The 15,922-nt window shown below is 65.4% G+C and carries 18 protein-coding genes; 6 read left to right on the top strand and 12 right to left on the bottom strand.

Features of this window, described 5'->3' with window-relative positions; translation table 11 throughout:
- Window positions 1-27: 27 nt before the first annotated feature.
- The 4 genes from FOS14_RS14880 to FOS14_RS14865 are packed head-to-tail and all read right to left on the bottom strand — an operon-like array spanning window position 28 to window position 2,608.
- Window positions 28-513 (bottom strand): SRPBCC domain-containing protein, encoded by a 486-nt coding sequence (locus tag FOS14_RS14880; protein ID WP_143771594.1) that lies wholly within the window; start codon window positions 511-513, stop codon window positions 28-30.
- Window positions 514-516: 3 nt separating this feature from the next.
- On the bottom strand, window positions 517-858 hold the full coding sequence (locus tag FOS14_RS14875; protein ID WP_143771593.1) for a helix-turn-helix transcriptional regulator: 342 nt from the start codon (window positions 856-858) through the stop codon (window positions 517-519).
- Window positions 859-916: 58 nt separating this feature from the next.
- Complete coding sequence (locus FOS14_RS14870; RefSeq protein WP_185981784.1) at window positions 917-1,693, bottom strand: SDR family NAD(P)-dependent oxidoreductase; 777 nt, start codon at window positions 1,691-1,693, stop codon at window positions 917-919.
- 18 nt (window positions 1,694-1,711) lie between these two features.
- Entirely contained in the window at window positions 1,712-2,608 is an 897-nt protein-coding gene (locus FOS14_RS14865) for a TetR family transcriptional regulator (protein WP_143771591.1), read from the bottom strand.
- A gap of 127 nt (window positions 2,609-2,735) precedes the next feature.
- On the opposite strand from FOS14_RS14865, the gene FOS14_RS14860 reads away from it, so the two are divergent.
- From FOS14_RS14860 to mctP, 4 genes are all read left to right on the top strand, one after another.
- Window positions 2,736-3,944, top strand: a complete 1,209-nt coding sequence (locus tag FOS14_RS14860) for an acyl-CoA dehydrogenase family protein (protein ID WP_143771590.1) — start codon at window positions 2,736-2,738, stop codon at window positions 3,942-3,944.
- Window positions 3,941-4,957 (top strand): phosphotransferase family protein, encoded by a 1,017-nt coding sequence (locus FOS14_RS14855; RefSeq protein ID WP_143771589.1) that lies wholly within the window; start codon window positions 3,941-3,943, stop codon window positions 4,955-4,957. The genes FOS14_RS14860 and FOS14_RS14855 overlap by 4 nt, the downstream gene beginning before the upstream one ends.
- 109 nt (window positions 4,958-5,066) lie before the next feature.
- Window positions 5,067-5,360 carry a DUF3311 domain-containing protein gene (locus tag FOS14_RS14850; RefSeq protein ID WP_143771588.1) on the top strand — a complete coding sequence of 98 codons (294 nt, stop codon included), beginning with the start codon at window positions 5,067-5,069 and terminating at the stop codon, window positions 5,358-5,360.
- On the top strand, window positions 5,357-7,054 hold the full coding sequence (mctP, locus tag FOS14_RS14845) for a monocarboxylate uptake permease MctP (RefSeq protein ID WP_143771587.1): 1,698 nt from the start codon (window positions 5,357-5,359) through the stop codon (window positions 7,052-7,054). The genes FOS14_RS14850 and mctP overlap by 4 nt, the downstream gene beginning before the upstream one ends.
- 79 nt (window positions 7,055-7,133) lie before the next feature.
- Here the strand turns inward: mctP and FOS14_RS14840 are convergent, their stop codons facing one another.
- From FOS14_RS14840 to FOS14_RS14820, 5 genes are all read right to left on the bottom strand, one after another.
- A complete protein-coding gene (locus tag FOS14_RS14840; RefSeq protein ID WP_143771586.1) occupies window positions 7,134-7,877 on the bottom strand; it encodes a hypothetical protein in 744 nt (247 codons plus the stop codon).
- A 78-nt stretch (window positions 7,878-7,955) separates the two neighbouring features.
- The gene (locus FOS14_RS14835; RefSeq protein WP_143771585.1) at window positions 7,956-8,153 is read right to left on the bottom strand and encodes a hypothetical protein; all 198 of its coding nucleotides are present in this window, start codon (window positions 8,151-8,153) and stop codon (window positions 7,956-7,958) included.
- Window positions 8,154-8,272: 119 nt separating this feature from the next.
- Window positions 8,273-9,121, bottom strand: a complete 849-nt coding sequence (locus FOS14_RS14830; protein ID WP_143771584.1) for an aldo/keto reductase — start codon at window positions 9,119-9,121, stop codon at window positions 8,273-8,275.
- An 84-nt stretch (window positions 9,122-9,205) separates the two neighbouring features.
- On the bottom strand, window positions 9,206-9,592 hold the full coding sequence (locus FOS14_RS14825; protein ID WP_143771583.1) for a DUF1304 domain-containing protein: 387 nt from the start codon (window positions 9,590-9,592) through the stop codon (window positions 9,206-9,208).
- Between the two features lie 90 nt (window positions 9,593-9,682).
- The gene (locus tag FOS14_RS14820) at window positions 9,683-10,441 is read right to left on the bottom strand and encodes a lipase family protein (RefSeq protein ID WP_143771582.1); all 759 of its coding nucleotides are present in this window, start codon (window positions 10,439-10,441) and stop codon (window positions 9,683-9,685) included.
- 102 nt (window positions 10,442-10,543) lie between these two features.
- On the opposite strand from FOS14_RS14820, the gene FOS14_RS14815 reads away from it, so the two are divergent.
- Window positions 10,544-11,230, top strand: coding sequence for a phosphodiesterase (locus FOS14_RS14815; protein WP_143771581.1), 687 nt, complete (start codon window positions 10,544-10,546; stop codon window positions 11,228-11,230).
- A gap of 60 nt (window positions 11,231-11,290) precedes the next feature.
- Here FOS14_RS14815 and FOS14_RS14810 read toward each other — a convergent pair whose 3' ends face one another.
- Complete coding sequence (locus FOS14_RS14810; RefSeq protein WP_143771580.1) at window positions 11,291-13,006, bottom strand: aldehyde dehydrogenase family protein; 1,716 nt, start codon at window positions 13,004-13,006, stop codon at window positions 11,291-11,293.
- Between the two features lie 216 nt (window positions 13,007-13,222).
- Here FOS14_RS14810 and FOS14_RS14805 point away from each other — a divergent pair, with 216 nt between their 5' ends.
- On the top strand, window positions 13,223-13,648 hold the full coding sequence (locus FOS14_RS14805) for a M15 family metallopeptidase (protein WP_255450360.1): 426 nt from the start codon (window positions 13,223-13,225) through the stop codon (window positions 13,646-13,648).
- Here the strand turns inward: FOS14_RS14805 and FOS14_RS14800 are convergent.
- Both FOS14_RS14800 and FOS14_RS14795 read right to left on the bottom strand, forming a co-directional pair.
- Window positions 13,639-14,664 carry a YihY/virulence factor BrkB family protein gene (locus tag FOS14_RS14800; RefSeq protein WP_143771578.1) on the bottom strand — a complete coding sequence of 342 codons (1,026 nt, stop codon included), beginning with the start codon at window positions 14,662-14,664 and terminating at the stop codon, window positions 13,639-13,641. The two genes, FOS14_RS14805 and FOS14_RS14800, sit on opposite strands and share 10 nt — an antisense overlap.
- Window positions 14,664-15,920, bottom strand: a complete 1,257-nt coding sequence (locus FOS14_RS14795; protein WP_143771577.1) for a serine hydrolase domain-containing protein — start codon at window positions 15,918-15,920, stop codon at window positions 14,664-14,666. Before FOS14_RS14795 ends, FOS14_RS14800 begins: the two co-directional genes overlap by 1 nt.
- Window positions 15,921-15,922 lie beyond the last annotated feature (2 nt).

Here is a 15,922-nt window from a genome sequence, read left to right as displayed (position 1 = left end):
GGCGGATGGGGGCGATGCCCCCGCGTCTCAGGCGGCGATCAGGTCGTCGATCTGATTGATCGCGGCTGAGGCGCCCTCGATAATGCCCATGTCGAGAACCTGCTGCAGCGCCTCGGCGGACTCATAGGTGGAGACGAACGTCGCGCGAGTGCCGCCCTCGTACGCTTCGAACGTGTAAATGTTGGTGGAAACGGGCAGCGCCGGGTTGGGGTTGAAGTCCAGGTCGGCGAAGCCGTCGGTGAAAGCGAAGCTCCTGGGCTCGTCCACGGCAGTTATCTCCCACCATCCGGCATGCTTGTCGCCGTCGGGGCCGGTCATGAAGTAGGTGGTGCGGCCACCCGGTGTGAGGTCGTGGTCGACGACGGTAGCTGGATACGTCGGTGGGCCCCAGACTTTTTCAAGTTGACGGGGGTCGGCGTAGACCTGCCAGATGCGCTCGACCGGGGCGGCGAATTCGGCGGTAATCGTCAGGGTCAGGTTGTCGAGGTCGTGTTGGACGTCGGTCACGGGCATGGTTCAGTCCTCCTTGGATGGATCGGATGCGATGAGTTCGTCGATGCGTGCAATGCGGCCGCGCCAAACTTGTTCCAGCTCTTTGAGCATCGACGCCACCGACCGCACTGCCTCCACGTCGCCACCGGCCAACTGCTCGCGACCGCTGCGCCGCTTGGTGAGCAGTCCAGCGTTCTCGAGCACGGCGACGTGCTTTTGCACCGCGGCAAAACTCATGTCGTAGTTCGCCGCAAGAGCCGAAACCGAGTGCTCCCCAGCCAGAACCCGGCGCATGATGTCGCGGCGGGTCCGGTCGGCGAGGGCGTGGAACAGGGCGTCAGCCCGATCCTCGTCATCCCCGGTCACGCCTACAACATACAACCAATCGGTTGTATGTTGTCAAGCCCTGTTCCCAATTGGCCGGCTATTTCGGTGGCATCCGGATACCGCCGTCGACGCGGACAACTTCGGCGTTCATGTAGGAGTTGGTGATCAACTCGAGAACCATCGAGGCGAGCTCCTCGGGCTTGCCGAGACGGTGCGGGAAGAGCACCGATTGACCGAGCTTGGCCTTGAACGCCTCGGAGGCTTCGCCCTCGCCGTAGATCGGGGTGTCGATGAGCCCGGGAGCGACAGTGTTCACCCGGATACCGACCGCCGCCAGGTCGCGAGCGACCGGCAATGTCAGGCCAACGATGCCGCCCTTGGACGACGAGTAGGCAGCCTGCCCGATCTGGCCGTCGAAGGCGGCGACGCTGGTCAGGTTGACGATCGCGCCGCGCTCACCGGTGTCGGTTGGCTCATTGCGGCTCATCGCGGTGGCGGCCAAGCGGATGGCGTCGAAGGTGCCGACCAGGTTGATCGCCAGTACCTTCTTGTAGGCGTCCAGGTTGTGGGCGGACTCGAACTGGCCGTCCTTGCCGATGGTGCGCTGTGCCCAGCCGATACCGGCGGAGTTCACCAGGGCACGCAGTGGGCCGAGATCCGTAGCCTTGTTGACCGCCTCGATGATCTGGTCGGTGTTGGTGACGTCAACGGTCACGAACACACCCCCGATCTCTTGTGCGAGTTCCTGCCCACGCTCCGCGTTCAGATCGGCGACGACCACCCGGGCGCCCTTGGCGGACAACTGACGTGCGGTGGCCGCGCCGATACCCGACGCGCCACCCGTGACGATTGCGCTAGCTCCATTGATATCCACGCTCGACAGAATAGGCATTCACATGGCTCGGTTGGGTGCCGAACTACCTTTGTGTTCGAGCAGATTCAGGGCGAAGTCTGCATACTGGGCGGCTATCTGTTCTGGCGTGACGGGCCCGTCGATACGAAACCACTGCGGCAGTGACGTGCACATCGTTGCGATGGCGCGACCGGCGATGCGCGCATGGTCGGTGGTGAGATCTCCCCGCGCGATCGCGGCGTCGATGTCGTGGTCGAGCAAGTGTTGAATTTCGCTGCGGGATTTGGCGATTCGGCGGCGATTACCGGGGGTCAGGCTGCGCATTTCGCTGGCGCCGATGAAGGCGAGTTTGCGGCGATGGGTGTGATAGAGGGCGAGCGCTTCCACCATCAGGGCCACCCGCGCGATGGGGGTGGTGCCGTCGCGGCGGGCGGCGCGCACGCGCCAATGAAGTTCGCTCATGGTCAGATCGAGCGCTCGAACGAGCAGTTGCTGCTTGTCCCGATAGTGGTGATACACGCCCGGCACACTCATGCCAGCACGCTGGGCGATCGAGCGCATGGTGGCGCCGTGGTATCCGGTCTCGACGAACGCGTCGATAGCAGCCGCAAGGACGGGATCGATTCGCAGCGTTGGGAATTCCCGCCAATGATGCGGCGGCTCGGTGCCGAGGTCGGCGTCGGCGCGGTGTCTGGCTCGCGGGCTGGGGCCGGATTGGTGCTCCCCGATGAGCGCGGGCACGGTGGTGTCGAGCGCGGCGGCCACGGCGCGTAACCGGGTAATCGACGCCCCGGTCTTGCCGTTCTCGATGGCGCTGAGCGTAGCGGGGCTGACGCCGAGCCGGGCCGCTGTTTCGCGCAATGACAGCCGTGCCGCCTGCCGGGCGTTCCTGATCCGGTTGCCCACGGCGGCCCGATCGCTCTCTGCGGAAGTCACAGTGTTCAGTATATCTGAACAACAAGGCACATGTTAAGCAGATAATTGACAAGGCTATTCGCGTGATGCCATGTTAGACGGCAACGGCTGCCGAGCGATCGTTCGGCCTTTATCGCGAGGAGAAACCGTGGCGATCGATTTGTCTTACCCGGCCGCGACGCAGGAACTGGCCGCCCGCACCCGTTCGTTCGTTCGCGAGGTGGTGCTGCCGATCGAGGATGCCCACGCGGGCGACATCGCGGCAGCCGGCGGTGACGAGTTACGCCTGAAACTGCAGCAGGGCGCTCGCGAGGCTGGCGTCTTTGCGCCGCACGCTCCGGTGGAATGCGGCGGTCACGGGTTGGGGATGTGTGACCGCGCACCGGTGTTCGAGGAGGCGGGCTACTCGCTGTTCGGTCCGACCGCGCTGAACATTGCCGCCCCGGATGAGGGCAACGTGCACATGCTCGCCCACATCGCGAACCCGGACCAGAAGCTGCAGTATCTCGAGCCACTGGCCCGCGGCGAAGTTCGCTCGGCATTCGCGATGACCGAGCCGGCGCCCGGAGCCGGATCGGACCCCACGGCGCTGGCGACTCGGGCGGTCCGCGCCGATGGCGGCTGGCGGATCAACGGCCACAAGTGGTTCATTACCGGCGCCGACGGTGCCGGGTTCTTCATCATCATGGCTCGCACTTCCGGTGCGCCCGGTCAGCGGGGCGGGGCAACCATGTTTCTGGCCACGGCCGAGACTCCTGGCATCCGGGTGGGACGCCACATCGACACCCTGGACCGGTCGATGCTGGGCGGGCACTGCGAGGTGTTCTTCGACGACGTGCTGGTCCCGGACTCGGCGGTGCTGGGTGCGGTCGACCGCGGCTTCGAGTACGCCCAGGTGCGGCTGGGTCCGGCACGGATGACCCACGTGATGCGGTGGCTGGGCGCGGCTCGGCGGGCACACGATGTGGCGCTGGCATGGGTGGCTGAGCGGCAGGGATTCGGTTCACGGCTGGGCGATCTGGGAATGGTGCAGAAGATGGTGGCCGACAACGAGATCGACATCGCCGCCACCCGTGCGCTCTTGACCCGGACGTGCTGGGAACTCGATCAGGGCCAGCCCGCCGCGGATGCCACGTCGATCGCCAAAACCTTTGGTGCCGAGGCCATCTTCCGGATCGTCGACCGCAGTGTGCAGATGTGCGGCGGCATCGGGGTTTCCGGCGACCTGCCGCTGGCGCGGCTGTCCCGCGAAGTGCGACCGTTCCGTATCTACGACGGGCCGTCCGAGGTGCACCGATGGGCGATCGCCAAACGCGCCGTCGGTGCCGCGCGGCGGGCGATCAGGAACGCAGAATGACTCTCGACGGCATGAATATTGTTGCCTTGGAGCGGTTTCTGCGGGAACGCGGTGTCCCGGTCCAGGGTGAGCTGCGGGTGGAACTCATCAGCGGTGGGCGCTCGAATCTGACCTTCATCGCCTGCGACGACGTGTCGAAGTGGGTGGTGCGACGACCGCCCACCGCCGGGTTGACCCCGTCTGCGCACGACATGGCCCGCGAATTCACCATCACCAGCGCGCTGCAGAACACTGCGGTACCGGTGGCCAGGGCGGTGGCGTTCGACGCCGATGGATCGGCGCTCGGCGCTCCGATGACCGTTGTCGAGTTCGTCGAGGGCACGGTGGTCCGTGACCAGCAGGATCTGTCGGCGCTCACCGACGAGCAGGTCAGCGCGAGCGTCGCCGCGCTGGTGGGTGTGCTGGCCGAGCTACACGCCATCGACTATCGGGCGGACGGCCTGGAATCATTCGGCCGCCCTGCCGGATTCGTTCAGCGCCAAGTCGACCTGTGGGCCCGGCAGTGGGAACGCGTCAAGACCCGTGAGCTTACGGATGTGACGACCCTGGCCGCGGAACTCGCCGAGTCGGTGCCAGACTCGTCGGCCGCCTCGATCGTGCACGGAGATTTCCGGATCGACAACACCATCCTGGACGCGCAACGGCCCGAAATTGTTCGAGCGGTCGTCGATTGGGAACTTTCCACCCTCGGTGATCCGCTCACCGACGTCGCCCTGATGTGCGTCTACCGGTCGCCGTTCTTCGATGACGTCCTCGGCATGACGGCGGCGTGGACCAGTCCGAGACTTCCGACGCCCGATGCACTGGCCCAGCAGTACGCCCTCGTGTCCGGCCGTGACCTGGGGAGCTGGGGTTTCTATCTCGCGCTGGCCAACTTCAAGCTCGGTGTCATCGCCGAAGGCATCACCCACCGTGCACGGCAAGGCTCCGACGCCGGGAACGGCGCTGATCGCGCCGCCGAGGCAACACCGGAATTTATCGCCGCCGGGTTGGCGGCATTGCGGCGCCGCTGACCGGAGACGACATTCGCAACTGCGTCGATTCGTCCGGGTTGACGTGCGGGCCGGAGCTCGACGGATTACTGTTCGCTCGGCATCGTTTTGTTCGCGAAAGAGGGTCGTAATGCAGGGCGTTGACGACGAACCGACCGAGGTGGCCACCCGAGCGCCGGCGCGTGTCCGCTCGTATCTGGCCGCCGGGGTGCTGCTCGCGGCTGCGATCGTGATCCCGCTGTTGGTGCCGACCTATGCGCGGGTCGAACCCCGCCTGCTCGGGTTCCCGTTCTTCTTCTGGTACCAGATCCTGTGGATGTTCGTCTCCGCGGCGTTGGTGGGCAGCGCCTATTGGATCGTGCGCTTGGAGGATCGACGCCGCCGGGCACGAGGTTCGGCCACGGTCGATCGGGGCGCGGAATGAACACCCTTGCCGCGCCCGGCCATCCCGTCGACACGGTGTCGCTCGCGGTCGTGTTGGTGCTGTTCGTTCTGGTCGCCGGGCTGGGCTTCGTCGCCGCACGGTGGCGACGGCAGGGCGCCCTCGACAACCTCGACGAGTGGGGGCTAGGCGGCCGCGGTTTCGGGACCGCGGTCACCTGGTTCCTGCTGGGCGGCGACCTCTACACCGCATACACATTCGTCGCGGTTCCCGCGGCGATGTACAGCGTCGGCGCGGTGACCGGGTTCTTTGCCATCCCGTATTCGATCGTGCTGTATCCGATCATGTTCGTGTTCATGGCGCGGTTCTGGTCGGTCAGCCACCGCCACGGCTACGTCACCCCGGCCGATTTCGTCGCGGAGCGCTACGGCAGCAGGACACTGTCGGTGGCGGTCGCGGTCACCGGCATCGTGGCCACGATGCCTTACATAGCCCTGCAGCTGGTGGGTATCAGGGGCGTCCTCGACGTGATGGGTATCGGTGGCGGCGCCAACGCGCTGATGCGTGATCTACCGCTGATCGTGGCCTTCGTGGTGCTGGCGGCCTACACCTATTCATCCGGGCTGCGGGCGCCTGCGCTCATCGCGGTGGTCAAGGACGTGTTGATCTACCTCGCCGTCTTCGTCGCAGTGATTTATCTTCCTGCCCACCTCGGCGGCTGGGAGTCGATCTTCGGTGCGGCAAAAGCGAAGATGGCCACGCCGAACCCGGCGACCGGTAAACCGTCCGGGGTGTTCATTCCGGGCGAGGGTGCCTACACGCCCTATTGGACACTCGCACTCGGTTCCGCGTTGGCATTGTTCATGTACCCGCACTCGTTGACGGGCGTGCTGGCAACCAAGAGCCGCAACACCATTCGTCGGAACGCGTCGATCCTCCCGCTGTATTCGGTCATGCTCGGCTTCCTCGCGCTGCTCGGCTGGGCGGCTATCAAGGCGGGCACCAAGCCGATCGACCTGGACGGCAAGGTGAACCCGCAATTAGTGATTCCGCAGCTGTTTGCCGATCAATTCCCGTCGTGGTTCGCGGGGCTGGCGTTCGCGGCGATCATCATCGGTGCGCTCGTGCCGGCCGCCATCATGTCCATTGCCGCGGCAAACCTGTTCACGCGCAACATCTACCGGGACCTGTTCAAGCCGCGGGCCACCGCCGCGCAGGAGGCGGCCGTGTCCAAGCTGGTGTCGCTGGTGGTCAAGATCGGTGCGCTCGTGTTCGTGCTCGCGATGGACGCGTCGGCCGCCATCAACATGCAACTCCTGGGCGGCATCTGGATCCTGCAGACCTTCCCCGCGATCGTGGTGGGGCTTTACACCCGGTGGCTGCACCGGTGGGCGCTGCTCGCCGGGTGGGCGGTCGGAATCATTTACGGCACTATCCGCGCGTACGACGTGGTGAACCCCGCGACCGGCAAGCACTTCGGCGGTTCGGTCGCGCCGATACCGTTCACGCACTTCAACGCCTACATCGCGGTGACGGCCTTCGTCGCCAATGTGATTGTGGCAGTTGTGTTGACGCTGGTAATGCGGGCGTTGCGGGTGCCCGAGGGTCGCGACCGCACCGTCCCCGCCGACTACGGCGCGGACGAGAACGATCCGCGGGTCCAACCGATTGCCGAGGTCATCGAAGGAGCGGAATCAGGCAGGCATGCCAACCGGGTCAGTTCGCGTCTCGGCTAGGCACTTCGCGTTCCCTGTACGAGACGCGAAGTGCTGACCTGAGCCGCGAAACCGGACCAGCTACTTGGTCGAACATTTTTCAGATATCGCCTTGTGCGTGCAGTGTGTTGTACATCTGAACGGCGCTGGCGATGCCTACCGGCACGCCCAAGATGAGGCCACCGAGGATTCCACCGATACCGGCGCCGGTTCCAGCCCCAACGAGGCAGCCGAGCCCGGCGACGAGGGGATCCACGGGACCGGTGACAATGCCGGTGAGCCCGAAAGTGACCGCGCCGAGCGGGCAGCCGAGCAGAATGCCGATCGTGCCGCCGGCGAGCGTCCCGATGGTCACCGCCAGACCGAATTGGGTGGCGGCCACCGACAGGGCGCTGTTGAAGTCCGACTGAGCGTCGGCCGGATGAACCGGTGCCGGTACCACGGCCGCCACCGGAGCAGCGAGGGAGACCGGCGCTGCCGGGGGTACCGAAGCGGCAGACGGTTGGGCGGCTTGCGGCCAGGTACGTGTGTCGGGTTGCAAGGTCAGTGGTGTTCCGGCCAGCAGGTGCGCCTGGTTGTCGAGGACCTGGAACTGACCGCCACGGGTCGTCAACGAGCCCATTCCGGTGGTGATCATCGTCGATCCATCGGCGGTGTCGGAGGTGTAATGCACTCCGGGGAGAACGTCGACGCTGATCTTGGTTGGCACGGAAATCGGTGCCGCCGGCGGCGGCAGGAGGATCGGTGCCGCCGGCGGCGGCAGGGGTTCTGCGGAAGCGGTTGCTCCTGCGAATCCCACAATGGCGGCTGCCGCAACGGCGACAGCGCCTGCTCGAGTGTCCATCTTGATAGCCCCTTTCTCCAGTTGAGCGCACGACGAGGCGTGATGGCGACGAAATGCCGGTGAGGGGTTCCCTGAGCGTCAGGAATAGCGGTGATGGTCGACGTCACGGCGACCGACGGCCCAACAGATCATTGGATTGCGGTTCGCATACTGGACGTCAATGGCGAATCCATCGCGGCTGCCACGGCGCAGCCGCGCGAATATGCCGGTAGCGGCCCGTACCTGCGGTGCGGCCACCGAACCGGCGGGAGTTCTGTCCAACGCGATCGCGGCCATGGGCTAGATCCTTAACGGCAATCTCGTCGTAAGAGTTGACGCTAGCCCTCGTACGCCGACTGCGGCAAGCAAAATACCTGCATATCGTCTTCACGGCGTCAGGCCGGGGCGGATCAGAATCAGTCCTCGAGCCGCGCGGTGCCCAACCGGCGAACCATCGCCGGATCGTGATGGTCGAAGAAGACGGTGGCGCCGGTGTCCATGGCCGCAATCTGCGACATTTCGTCTGTGCTGAGCTCGAAGTCGAAGACGTTGAAGTTTTCGGCCATGCGGTCGGCGCGGACCGACTTCGGGATGACGACGACGCCGCGCTGGATCAACCAGCGAAGTACCACCTGAGCAACCGACTTGTCATGGGCTGCACCGATTTTGGTCAGCACCGGATCCGAGAACAAGTTGTTACGGCCTTCGGCGAACGGGCCCCAGGACTCGATCTGCACGCCATTTTCAACCATCAACTCCTGGTCGGCGGTGCGCTGAAAGAACGGGTGCGTCTCGACCTGGTTGACCGCGGGCGTGATCTCGTTGTGGACGATGAGGTCGACAAGGCGATCCGGATAGAAGTTCGACACGCCGATTGCCCGAGCGAGTCCTTCCCGATTCAGGTTCTGCATCGCACGCCAGGATCCGTGGACATCGCCAAACGGCTGATGGATCAGGTACAGGTCCAGATAGTCAAGACCGAGCCGCTCCAAGGAGCGATGAAAAGCCCGCTTGGTCTGCTCTTCGCCGGTGTCGGAAATCCAGAGTTTGGTGGTGACGAACAGGTCCTCGCGCCCGATCCCGCTGCTGGCGATCGCGCGGCCGACGGCCTGCTCGTTTCGGTAGGCGGCGGCCGTGTCGAGCAATCGGTATCCGGCAGCCAGCGCGTCGCTCACCGCTTGTTCGGTGTCGTCGGGAGGGATCTGGTAGACGCCGAAACCCAGGACCGGCATTTCGACGCCGTTGTTGAGGGTCACTGTCTGCATGGTCTGCCTTTCCACGCCAGGGCACCGGTCAGCGCCACTTGCTCATCATCCGCCACCGAAGAGGCTTAGCGCAGCTGATGCCGGCTACGTGAGGACGGCGACGATGGCCAACACAACCGCGACTAGCGGTGCCGCGCCCTGCTTGGCGGCCGCACTGAGCTTGTCCGGCGACGTGGCCGCGAGGACGAGTGCGGCCGCGAGCATCGCCCCGGTTCCCGCAAGAATCAGCGCGAGCCCAACTCCGTGGTGGCTCAACCCCGCAGCCACCACGCCCGCGACCGCGATCATCGCCAGGAACAAGTTGTAAAAGCCTTGGTTGTAGGCGAGTTCGCGCGTGGCCTCCGCTTCGCTTGCCGAGGTACCGAACACCGCTCGCGCCCGCGCGGTCGTCCACGCGAACGACTCCAAGTACCAGATAAATACGTGCAGCGCGGCAGCGGCGACGGCGAATACCGCGGTGGCGATCAACATGGCAAGACAATAGTGCACGTGCAGGAATCGGCGTCGTCTATTGAAGGCTCCACCTGACGTGCCATCCGAATTCGGTTGCGGTGCACACGCCTACGGCCCGTTCGGGTGCGCGGATATCCAATTCGTCAGCCCCACAGCGTAAGCCGCGAGATTGTGGCGCCAGCTCGGCAGGACCGACCCACCGCTGTCGACATCGATGGCCGCACCCACATGCACGAACGGCTCCGGGGGCAGATAGGGCACGATGTCGAGGAAGTTCACCACCCGGAAACAGCTTTCGATCATCGCGTTGAACTGTAATGCGAAGTCACTCAATCCGACCCGTGGTCCGGCGAAGGTGATGAGCCGAGGCTCGAGGGTATTCGGCGGCATGTTGCGGACGATGTCCGGTGCACACAGGACCGCGAGGGCCGCACCGAGACTGTGCCCGGTCAGGATCAACCGATTGCAGCCCTCGCACGCCCGCGGCAGACCCGCGATGATGCTGGCTCGAACGAGTAGGTAGGCGCTTTGAAAACCGAGATGGACCTGACCGAAGTCGTGCACAGGGCGGTAGAGGTCTGGGACCGCATCGAGGTCGCGTAGCCAGTCTTCGAGATTTCTGCTGCCGCGAAATGCCAAGAATGCTGTCGCGGTTGCCCTGTTTGCACCCAGCAGGCCGAACGTCTGCGATTCCGCGGCCATGGTTGCGGCGACGGGATGCATGGTCGCCGGGACGTCACCGGTCTCGATCAGCCCGGTCTGCTCATATCCGGCGGGCAACCCGGGCGTGGCGTTAGTCATCGCGTCATAGGCGGCCTTCGCCAGCGGCAACGCGACGTCACGGGCAAACAGTGCATCGAACGCCATAGTCAATTTTACGGCCAGCACGGTTCGTTGAGGACGTGGCGGGGTAGTCCCGACCGAAGTTGTCGACCCAGAGCCGCTATGACGACATCTCGAGGAGCACCAATGATCGACCTACCAGCACGAGCGTTCGCCGGAACGTTCAATGCCGTCGCACGACTGCGGCACGCGCGGGTTTTCCACCCGCACGGCGTCGCGCTCGCGGGTCGCTTGCGAGCCACCGGTGAGTTCGAGCAACTTGTCGGTTCCGGCGATCGACCGCTGGTGGCCCGGCTGTCCAAGGCCACCAGCACTCCCGGTGCGCTGCCAGACTTTCTCGGCCTGGCGCTTCGGGTTTTGGACCGCAACGATCAACCCTGGGACTTCACCTTCGTCACCACCGGCACTTCCCGGTTGGGTCGATTCGTGCTCATCCCGTCGAACGACTGGTCCAGCGCGACGTTCGGCAGCTTGATGCCCTATCGGCTGGGCGAGGATCCTGCGCCGAAATGGCTTTTCGCCCAACCGGATGCCGGTTTGCCATCCGCCGCCGGACTGGGCGAGCTGCGCAACCTGGCACACGACCACCAGCTCGAATTCACCTTGACCGCGCGCGGTTTCGGCGGGGAGCCGATCGTGTTGGCCGGCTTTGCTCTGGCCGCCACAGAGCAGGTCGAACACACCCATCCGGGATTCTTCGACCCGGTGCGCAACCACCCGGACGACGTCGCGCTGCTTCCTGAAGCGATCAGCCGGATTCGGGAGCTGGCCTACAGCGGAAGCCGGCACGGTCGAGGCCAGCCGGCCGGTTAGACGGCAAGGGTGCGGTCCCGCCAAGGTGTCCGGGTTCACCGCAATCGGCCCAAGTAGGAATCACCCACGCAGCGCGGAGGCGAACAGGCCAGGAATCAGTAGCCAATTCGGGTTTCCGGCAAACTTCGTCAACCGTTCACCCGTGGTCGCGGCGGTGCGGTTGGTGACGAACCACGGCGGTTTGGGCGAGAGAGTCAACTCGCCGGCCCACAGCGCTCGCGGCGACGGGCGGAACGGCCCGCGGACCACAGTGCGCTCCGGCTTCTCCAGCAGATAACCGTTGTGCACCACACCGATTCCGCTCTGCACGTCATTGAGCGTGTGCCCGGGGAACGCGCCCCAGGTCGCGCGAGAGGACAGGTAACCGACGCCCGTCCAGGTGTTGACCGCGATGGTGCCGTAACGCAGGTCGGCGATGGCTTCCTCGAACGCTGGACCGAGCGATTTGATGGTGTTCGGATGCGCAATCAGGTTGACACCGAGCGTGCCGACACATTGGTCGTTGGCGAATTCGACCGCCTGCGACATGAATTCCTTCCCGGCACCGGGCAATTCGACCACGCCGAGCACCGGCGCGAAATATTCGGTGCGCAGCAGCGGATCATCCTGCTCCGGATCGAGCCCGGTGACGAGCACGCGTTCGGAGTTGCGCCCCAACCGTTCGGCCTGCGGGAAGGTGTCCAGGGCGAGCTGCACCCGCTCGTCGCTGCCGGGATAGTACGCAGGCCTCGACGGCGCCCGCTCGAACGCGGAACGAAGTTCGGCAAGGAACTCATCCTTCTGCGGCCAGCTCTCGCTGAGTAGGATCGCTTGCGCGGCAATGCAGTTGTAGCCGCCGTTGTGCAGCCGTTGGGTGGCCACGTGCTCGGCCTGGAAACGCAGGTCCGCACTCGACCAGTTGCCGGGAAAGACGATGGTCGGCGATACGCCGCCCAACTCGCTGCTGATCGGCTTGCCGAGGGCGGGCTTGTTGGCCGCCTTGCGCTTCTTACCCGCCGCGCCGGCACCGAAGACGATCGCGTCGTGGCTGGCGGCGCTACCGGTGATGTGCACGTGCTTGACCAGGTCGTGGTTCACCAGGTACCCGCCGACGTCGGCGCCACCGGTGAAGATGCGCACCACGTCGAGATCGATCAGCGGGGCGAAGATCTTTTGCAGCACCGGCAGAATCTGGTCGGTCACCGGGTTGAGCTTCAGCGCGGCGACCCGGTTGTGGGCATAGATCTCGTAGAGGACATCGAGCGGGGCGATCGACAGAATGTTGCCGGCGCCGAGCACCGCGCCGATGCCGTGGGTCTGCTCCGGATGCAACTGACCCAGGCCGGCGGTGCGTTTAGCCGTTTCCCGGTCGATTCCGGGCTGCAGCCACACGTCGGCGCGAAAGCCATTGAGCAACAACATGTCGAACACCGACTTCGGCAGCGCCTGCACGGCAATCCGGCCGCCGGGCGCCGAATGGAAGGTCGCGTCGTGCAGCGGGCTCTTGCCCGCTTCGATCGCGCGTAGCGATTCGGCCAGCGATGCGGTGTTGGTGAGCACCGGGTAGGGCCCGGACATCCATTCCTCACCGACCAGCGGCGAGGACGGGTCCAGGCCCTTGATCGCGATGGCCGCCTCGACCCATTCGTGGGCATGTTTTGCGGTGAGCGCGTGGACTTCGTCGAGCAACTCGCGGCGCCGGCGCAGCGGGGTGGCAGCCCATCGCGCCTCGCCGCCGGCGAGGTCGGCCAACGCGGCATCGACGACCGCATTGCTAGCGGGTGAGGTGGCTGTCACGGCGACCCTCCTTGCTCCGGTCCGGCTGTTCACGCTGGATGTTCAGGTTTTGTACCCGCAACGCTATCGGCTATGTCTCCGGTAACGACGGGGTTTGCGGTTCCTTTTCCATACCGAACTACACTCGCGACGGTGCATTCCAACACGACCAGCGCAACCCTGCGATGGGTGAGCATCGTTGCCGCAGGTTTCGCGGTCGCCATTACGTCCGGGTGGTTGGCTCCGCAGGCGTATGCGGCGCCGGTGCCCACGGGTTCGGCCGCGGGCACCGAGGGCTTGACGCCGGCGTTGGCAACCGCGTACACGCTCGCGAAAAACGCCGCCGACGCCGACGGCGTGCCGCTGTCGATCACCTCCGGCTATCGCACCTATGCCGAGCAGCAGCAACTGTGGGTCGATGGCATCCATACCTACGGCAGTCCGGACGCCGCCCGGCACTGGGTATTGCCGCCGGAAGAGTCGACGCACCCGCGCGGTGAAGCGATCGACGTCGGCCCGCAGGCCGGCGCGCAATGGTTGCAGGCCAACGGGAACCGCTGGGGCCTGTGCCGCAGCTTCGAAAACGAGTGGTGGCACTTCGAACTGGAGACGACACCCGGGGGTACCTGTCCGCCGATGTTGCCGGACGCCAGCTACCGCTGATCGTCAGCCTGCGATTCCGGGTCGCAGGTCGGTGCCACCTCGCTCGAATCTTTCTGCTCGGGCTGATCGAAGCTGACATCGATTTGCTGAAAGTCCTTGTTGCGCTGGGCCAGCGCCTGACCGGTATAGGTGCGGCGGTCACCCGGGGTGAGCGTGACCTTCTCGGTGAACGGCGTGAGCAGCGCACGTGGGAACAGTTTGTTCACGCGCACCACGTCGATCTCTGCGCAGATGACGATCATCGCCGCCGCGAGGTACAGAAACGCGAGCAGACCGAGGACCAAGGCGAACACGCCGTTGGTGGCCGTCGAGTGGGCGATGACGTTGCCGACATAGATCGATCCGAACGTCTGCAGCAGTTGCCACAGCACGGCCGCGGACAATGCGCCCGGCAACACTTGTCTGATGCCTAACGTCCGCGCTGCGCCGATCTTGAAAGCCGCGACGAACACGGCGGTATTGAGTGCGACGGACCCGATCATCGACAGCCGTGACCAGATGCCGCCGAAGTCTATTGCCGCGCTGAGCCGGGAGAGCACGGTCAGCCCGATAACCGCAACACCGACCGTCGCGAGCAGCACCAAGCCGCGGACGCGGGCGACGATGGGGTCGGGCCGCTGGTTGCGCGGGACGGACCATGCGACATTCATGGCGTTCTGAAACGCTACCGCGACTCCGAGACCACCGTAGAGCGCCACGGCCACGCCGACGATCAAGCCGGCGGGTCCGCCGCTGAGGTGTTCCGGGGTCTGTAACTGGTCGCCGATCACCGGGAACTGGCTCAGCGCCGAGTCCACGATGCGCTTCTGCAGATCGGGGTAGTTCCGCAGCACGTAGCTGAGAATCGTGGTGAGGATGAGTAGCAGCGGAAACAGCGAGACAAACGCGTAATAGGTGATCAGCGCCGCCAGGTATCCGCCTTGGTCGTCGACGAACTTGTAGATCACGGCGATCGGGAAGCCGAGCCAGCGGTGGCGTTGCTGGAGGCAGTCGAGTCGCTCGCTGAACCGGGACATCAGCCCGGTCGGCGCGCGCGCCGCATCCGGGAACCGCGCTGCCGCGGCGGCGCGACTCCCCGCATGATCAGCGGCGACAGCCAGCCGAGAATGGTTTGGTCGATGAGCATGAACCGCGGCTCCGGCAGCCGGTTGTGCACGAATCCGACAGCAATGCCGCTGCGCTGGTCGAGCCAGGCGCCGGAGCCGGCCAGGCCGAGGTGGCCGAACGCCCCCGCCGCCCCCGGGAACGGGAACGAGTGATACCCCAGCCGCCAGCGCATCGGGAAAAACAGCGTGCGGTCGAGTTGGCGGGTTTGAATCCGGCCGAGTTGGCGCACCGTCTCGGCCGACAGAAAGCGGCCGGCACCGTCATCGCTGCTCAAGATCGCGTTGTACATCGCTGCCAGGCCACGCGCGGTGGCTACAGCGTTGGCCGCCGGCATTTCGGTGTGCAGGATGGGTGGGTCATCGCCAGCGAAAAGGTCTTCGATGCCCGGCACCAGGATGGTGCGCACCAGTGCCCGGGACGGCCCGGGAACGCGTCGCGCAACGGGTATGACGCGCTGGGCGATTCGGCTGCCGAGCACCGCTGGCGAGCCGGAAAACTCCGACGCCACCACCTTCGCCGAGGCCGGCGGCGCGCCGAGCCAAATCTCGTCCGTCCCGATCGGCTCGGCGATCTCGCGGCGGAAGAGCTCTGCCATCCCGAAACCGGTTATGGCTCGTGCGATTCCGGAAAGTAGCCAGCCGTAGGTCAAGGAGTGATATGCCGGCACACCGAGATACCGATCGGGCTTTGCCGCGGCAAGGCGTTGTTCCATCAACCTGAAATCGAGGATGTCGTCGAGCGTTCGGGCGATCCCGGGCAATCCGGACAGGCCGGCCCGATGACTGAGCACCTCGCGAACGGTGATGCGTGCCTTGCCGTTCGAGCCGAACTCCGGCCAGTATTCGGCCACCGGAGCGTCGTAATCGAGCAGGCCGCGATCGGCCAGGCGGTGAATGACCGTTGTGGCAATGCCTTTGGTGGTCGAATAGGGAACCGTCGCCGTGTTGTATGCCCACGGGACCCGGCCGGCGCGGTCGCTGCTGCCCGCCCAGATGTCGACGACCAGCCGTCCGTGGTGGTAGACGGCCAATGCGCCACCGCCGCGCTTGCGCGCAAAGAGGCGACGAAATCCGTTGACAGCGGCGCTGAATTGCGGTTGCGCGGCGCCGTGCACGCCGGGCGGAAGCGCGAGTGTGCCGTCGGCGACTGCCGTTTCCTGCCCCATGC

The organism is Skermania sp. ID1734 (genome assembly GCF_007489285.1).
Classification (GTDB): Bacteria; Actinomycetota; Actinomycetes; order Mycobacteriales; family Mycobacteriaceae; genus ID1734.
This window is presented reverse-complemented; position numbering and strand designations above follow the sequence as displayed.

Coding starts and splice junctions, on each gene's coding strand:
- FOS14_RS14840 (WP_143771586.1), bottom strand. CDS start 7,877: ATGGACACTCGAGCAGGCGCTGTCGCCGTTGCGGCAGCCGCCATTGTG.
- FOS14_RS14880 (WP_143771594.1), bottom strand. CDS start 513: ATGCCCGTGACCGACGTCCAACACGACCTCGACAACCTGACCCTGACG.
- FOS14_RS14855 (WP_143771589.1), top strand. CDS start 3,941: ATGACTCTCGACGGCATGAATATTGTTGCCTTGGAGCGGTTTCTGCGG.
- FOS14_RS14800 (WP_143771578.1), bottom strand. CDS start 14,664: ATGTCCCGGTTCAGCGAGCGACTCGACTGCCTCCAGCAACGCCACCGC.
- FOS14_RS14830 (WP_143771584.1), bottom strand. CDS start 9,121: ATGCAGACAGTGACCCTCAACAACGGCGTCGAAATGCCGGTCCTGGGT.
- FOS14_RS14850 (WP_143771588.1), top strand. CDS start 5,067: ATGCAGGGCGTTGACGACGAACCGACCGAGGTGGCCACCCGAGCGCCG.
- FOS14_RS14825 (WP_143771583.1), bottom strand. CDS start 9,592: ATGTTGATCGCCACCGCGGTATTCGCCGTCGCCGCTGCCGCGCTGCAC.
- FOS14_RS14820 (WP_143771582.1), bottom strand. CDS start 10,441: ATGGCGTTCGATGCACTGTTTGCCCGTGACGTCGCGTTGCCGCTGGCG.
- FOS14_RS14815 (WP_143771581.1), top strand. CDS start 10,544: ATGATCGACCTACCAGCACGAGCGTTCGCCGGAACGTTCAATGCCGTC.
- FOS14_RS14835 (WP_143771585.1), bottom strand. CDS start 8,153: ATGGCCGCGATCGCGTTGGACAGAACTCCCGCCGGTTCGGTGGCCGCA.
- mctP (WP_143771587.1), top strand. CDS start 5,357: ATGAACACCCTTGCCGCGCCCGGCCATCCCGTCGACACGGTGTCGCTC.
- FOS14_RS14795 (WP_143771577.1), bottom strand. CDS start 15,920: ATGGGGCAGGAAACGGCAGTCGCCGACGGCACACTCGCGCTTCCGCCC.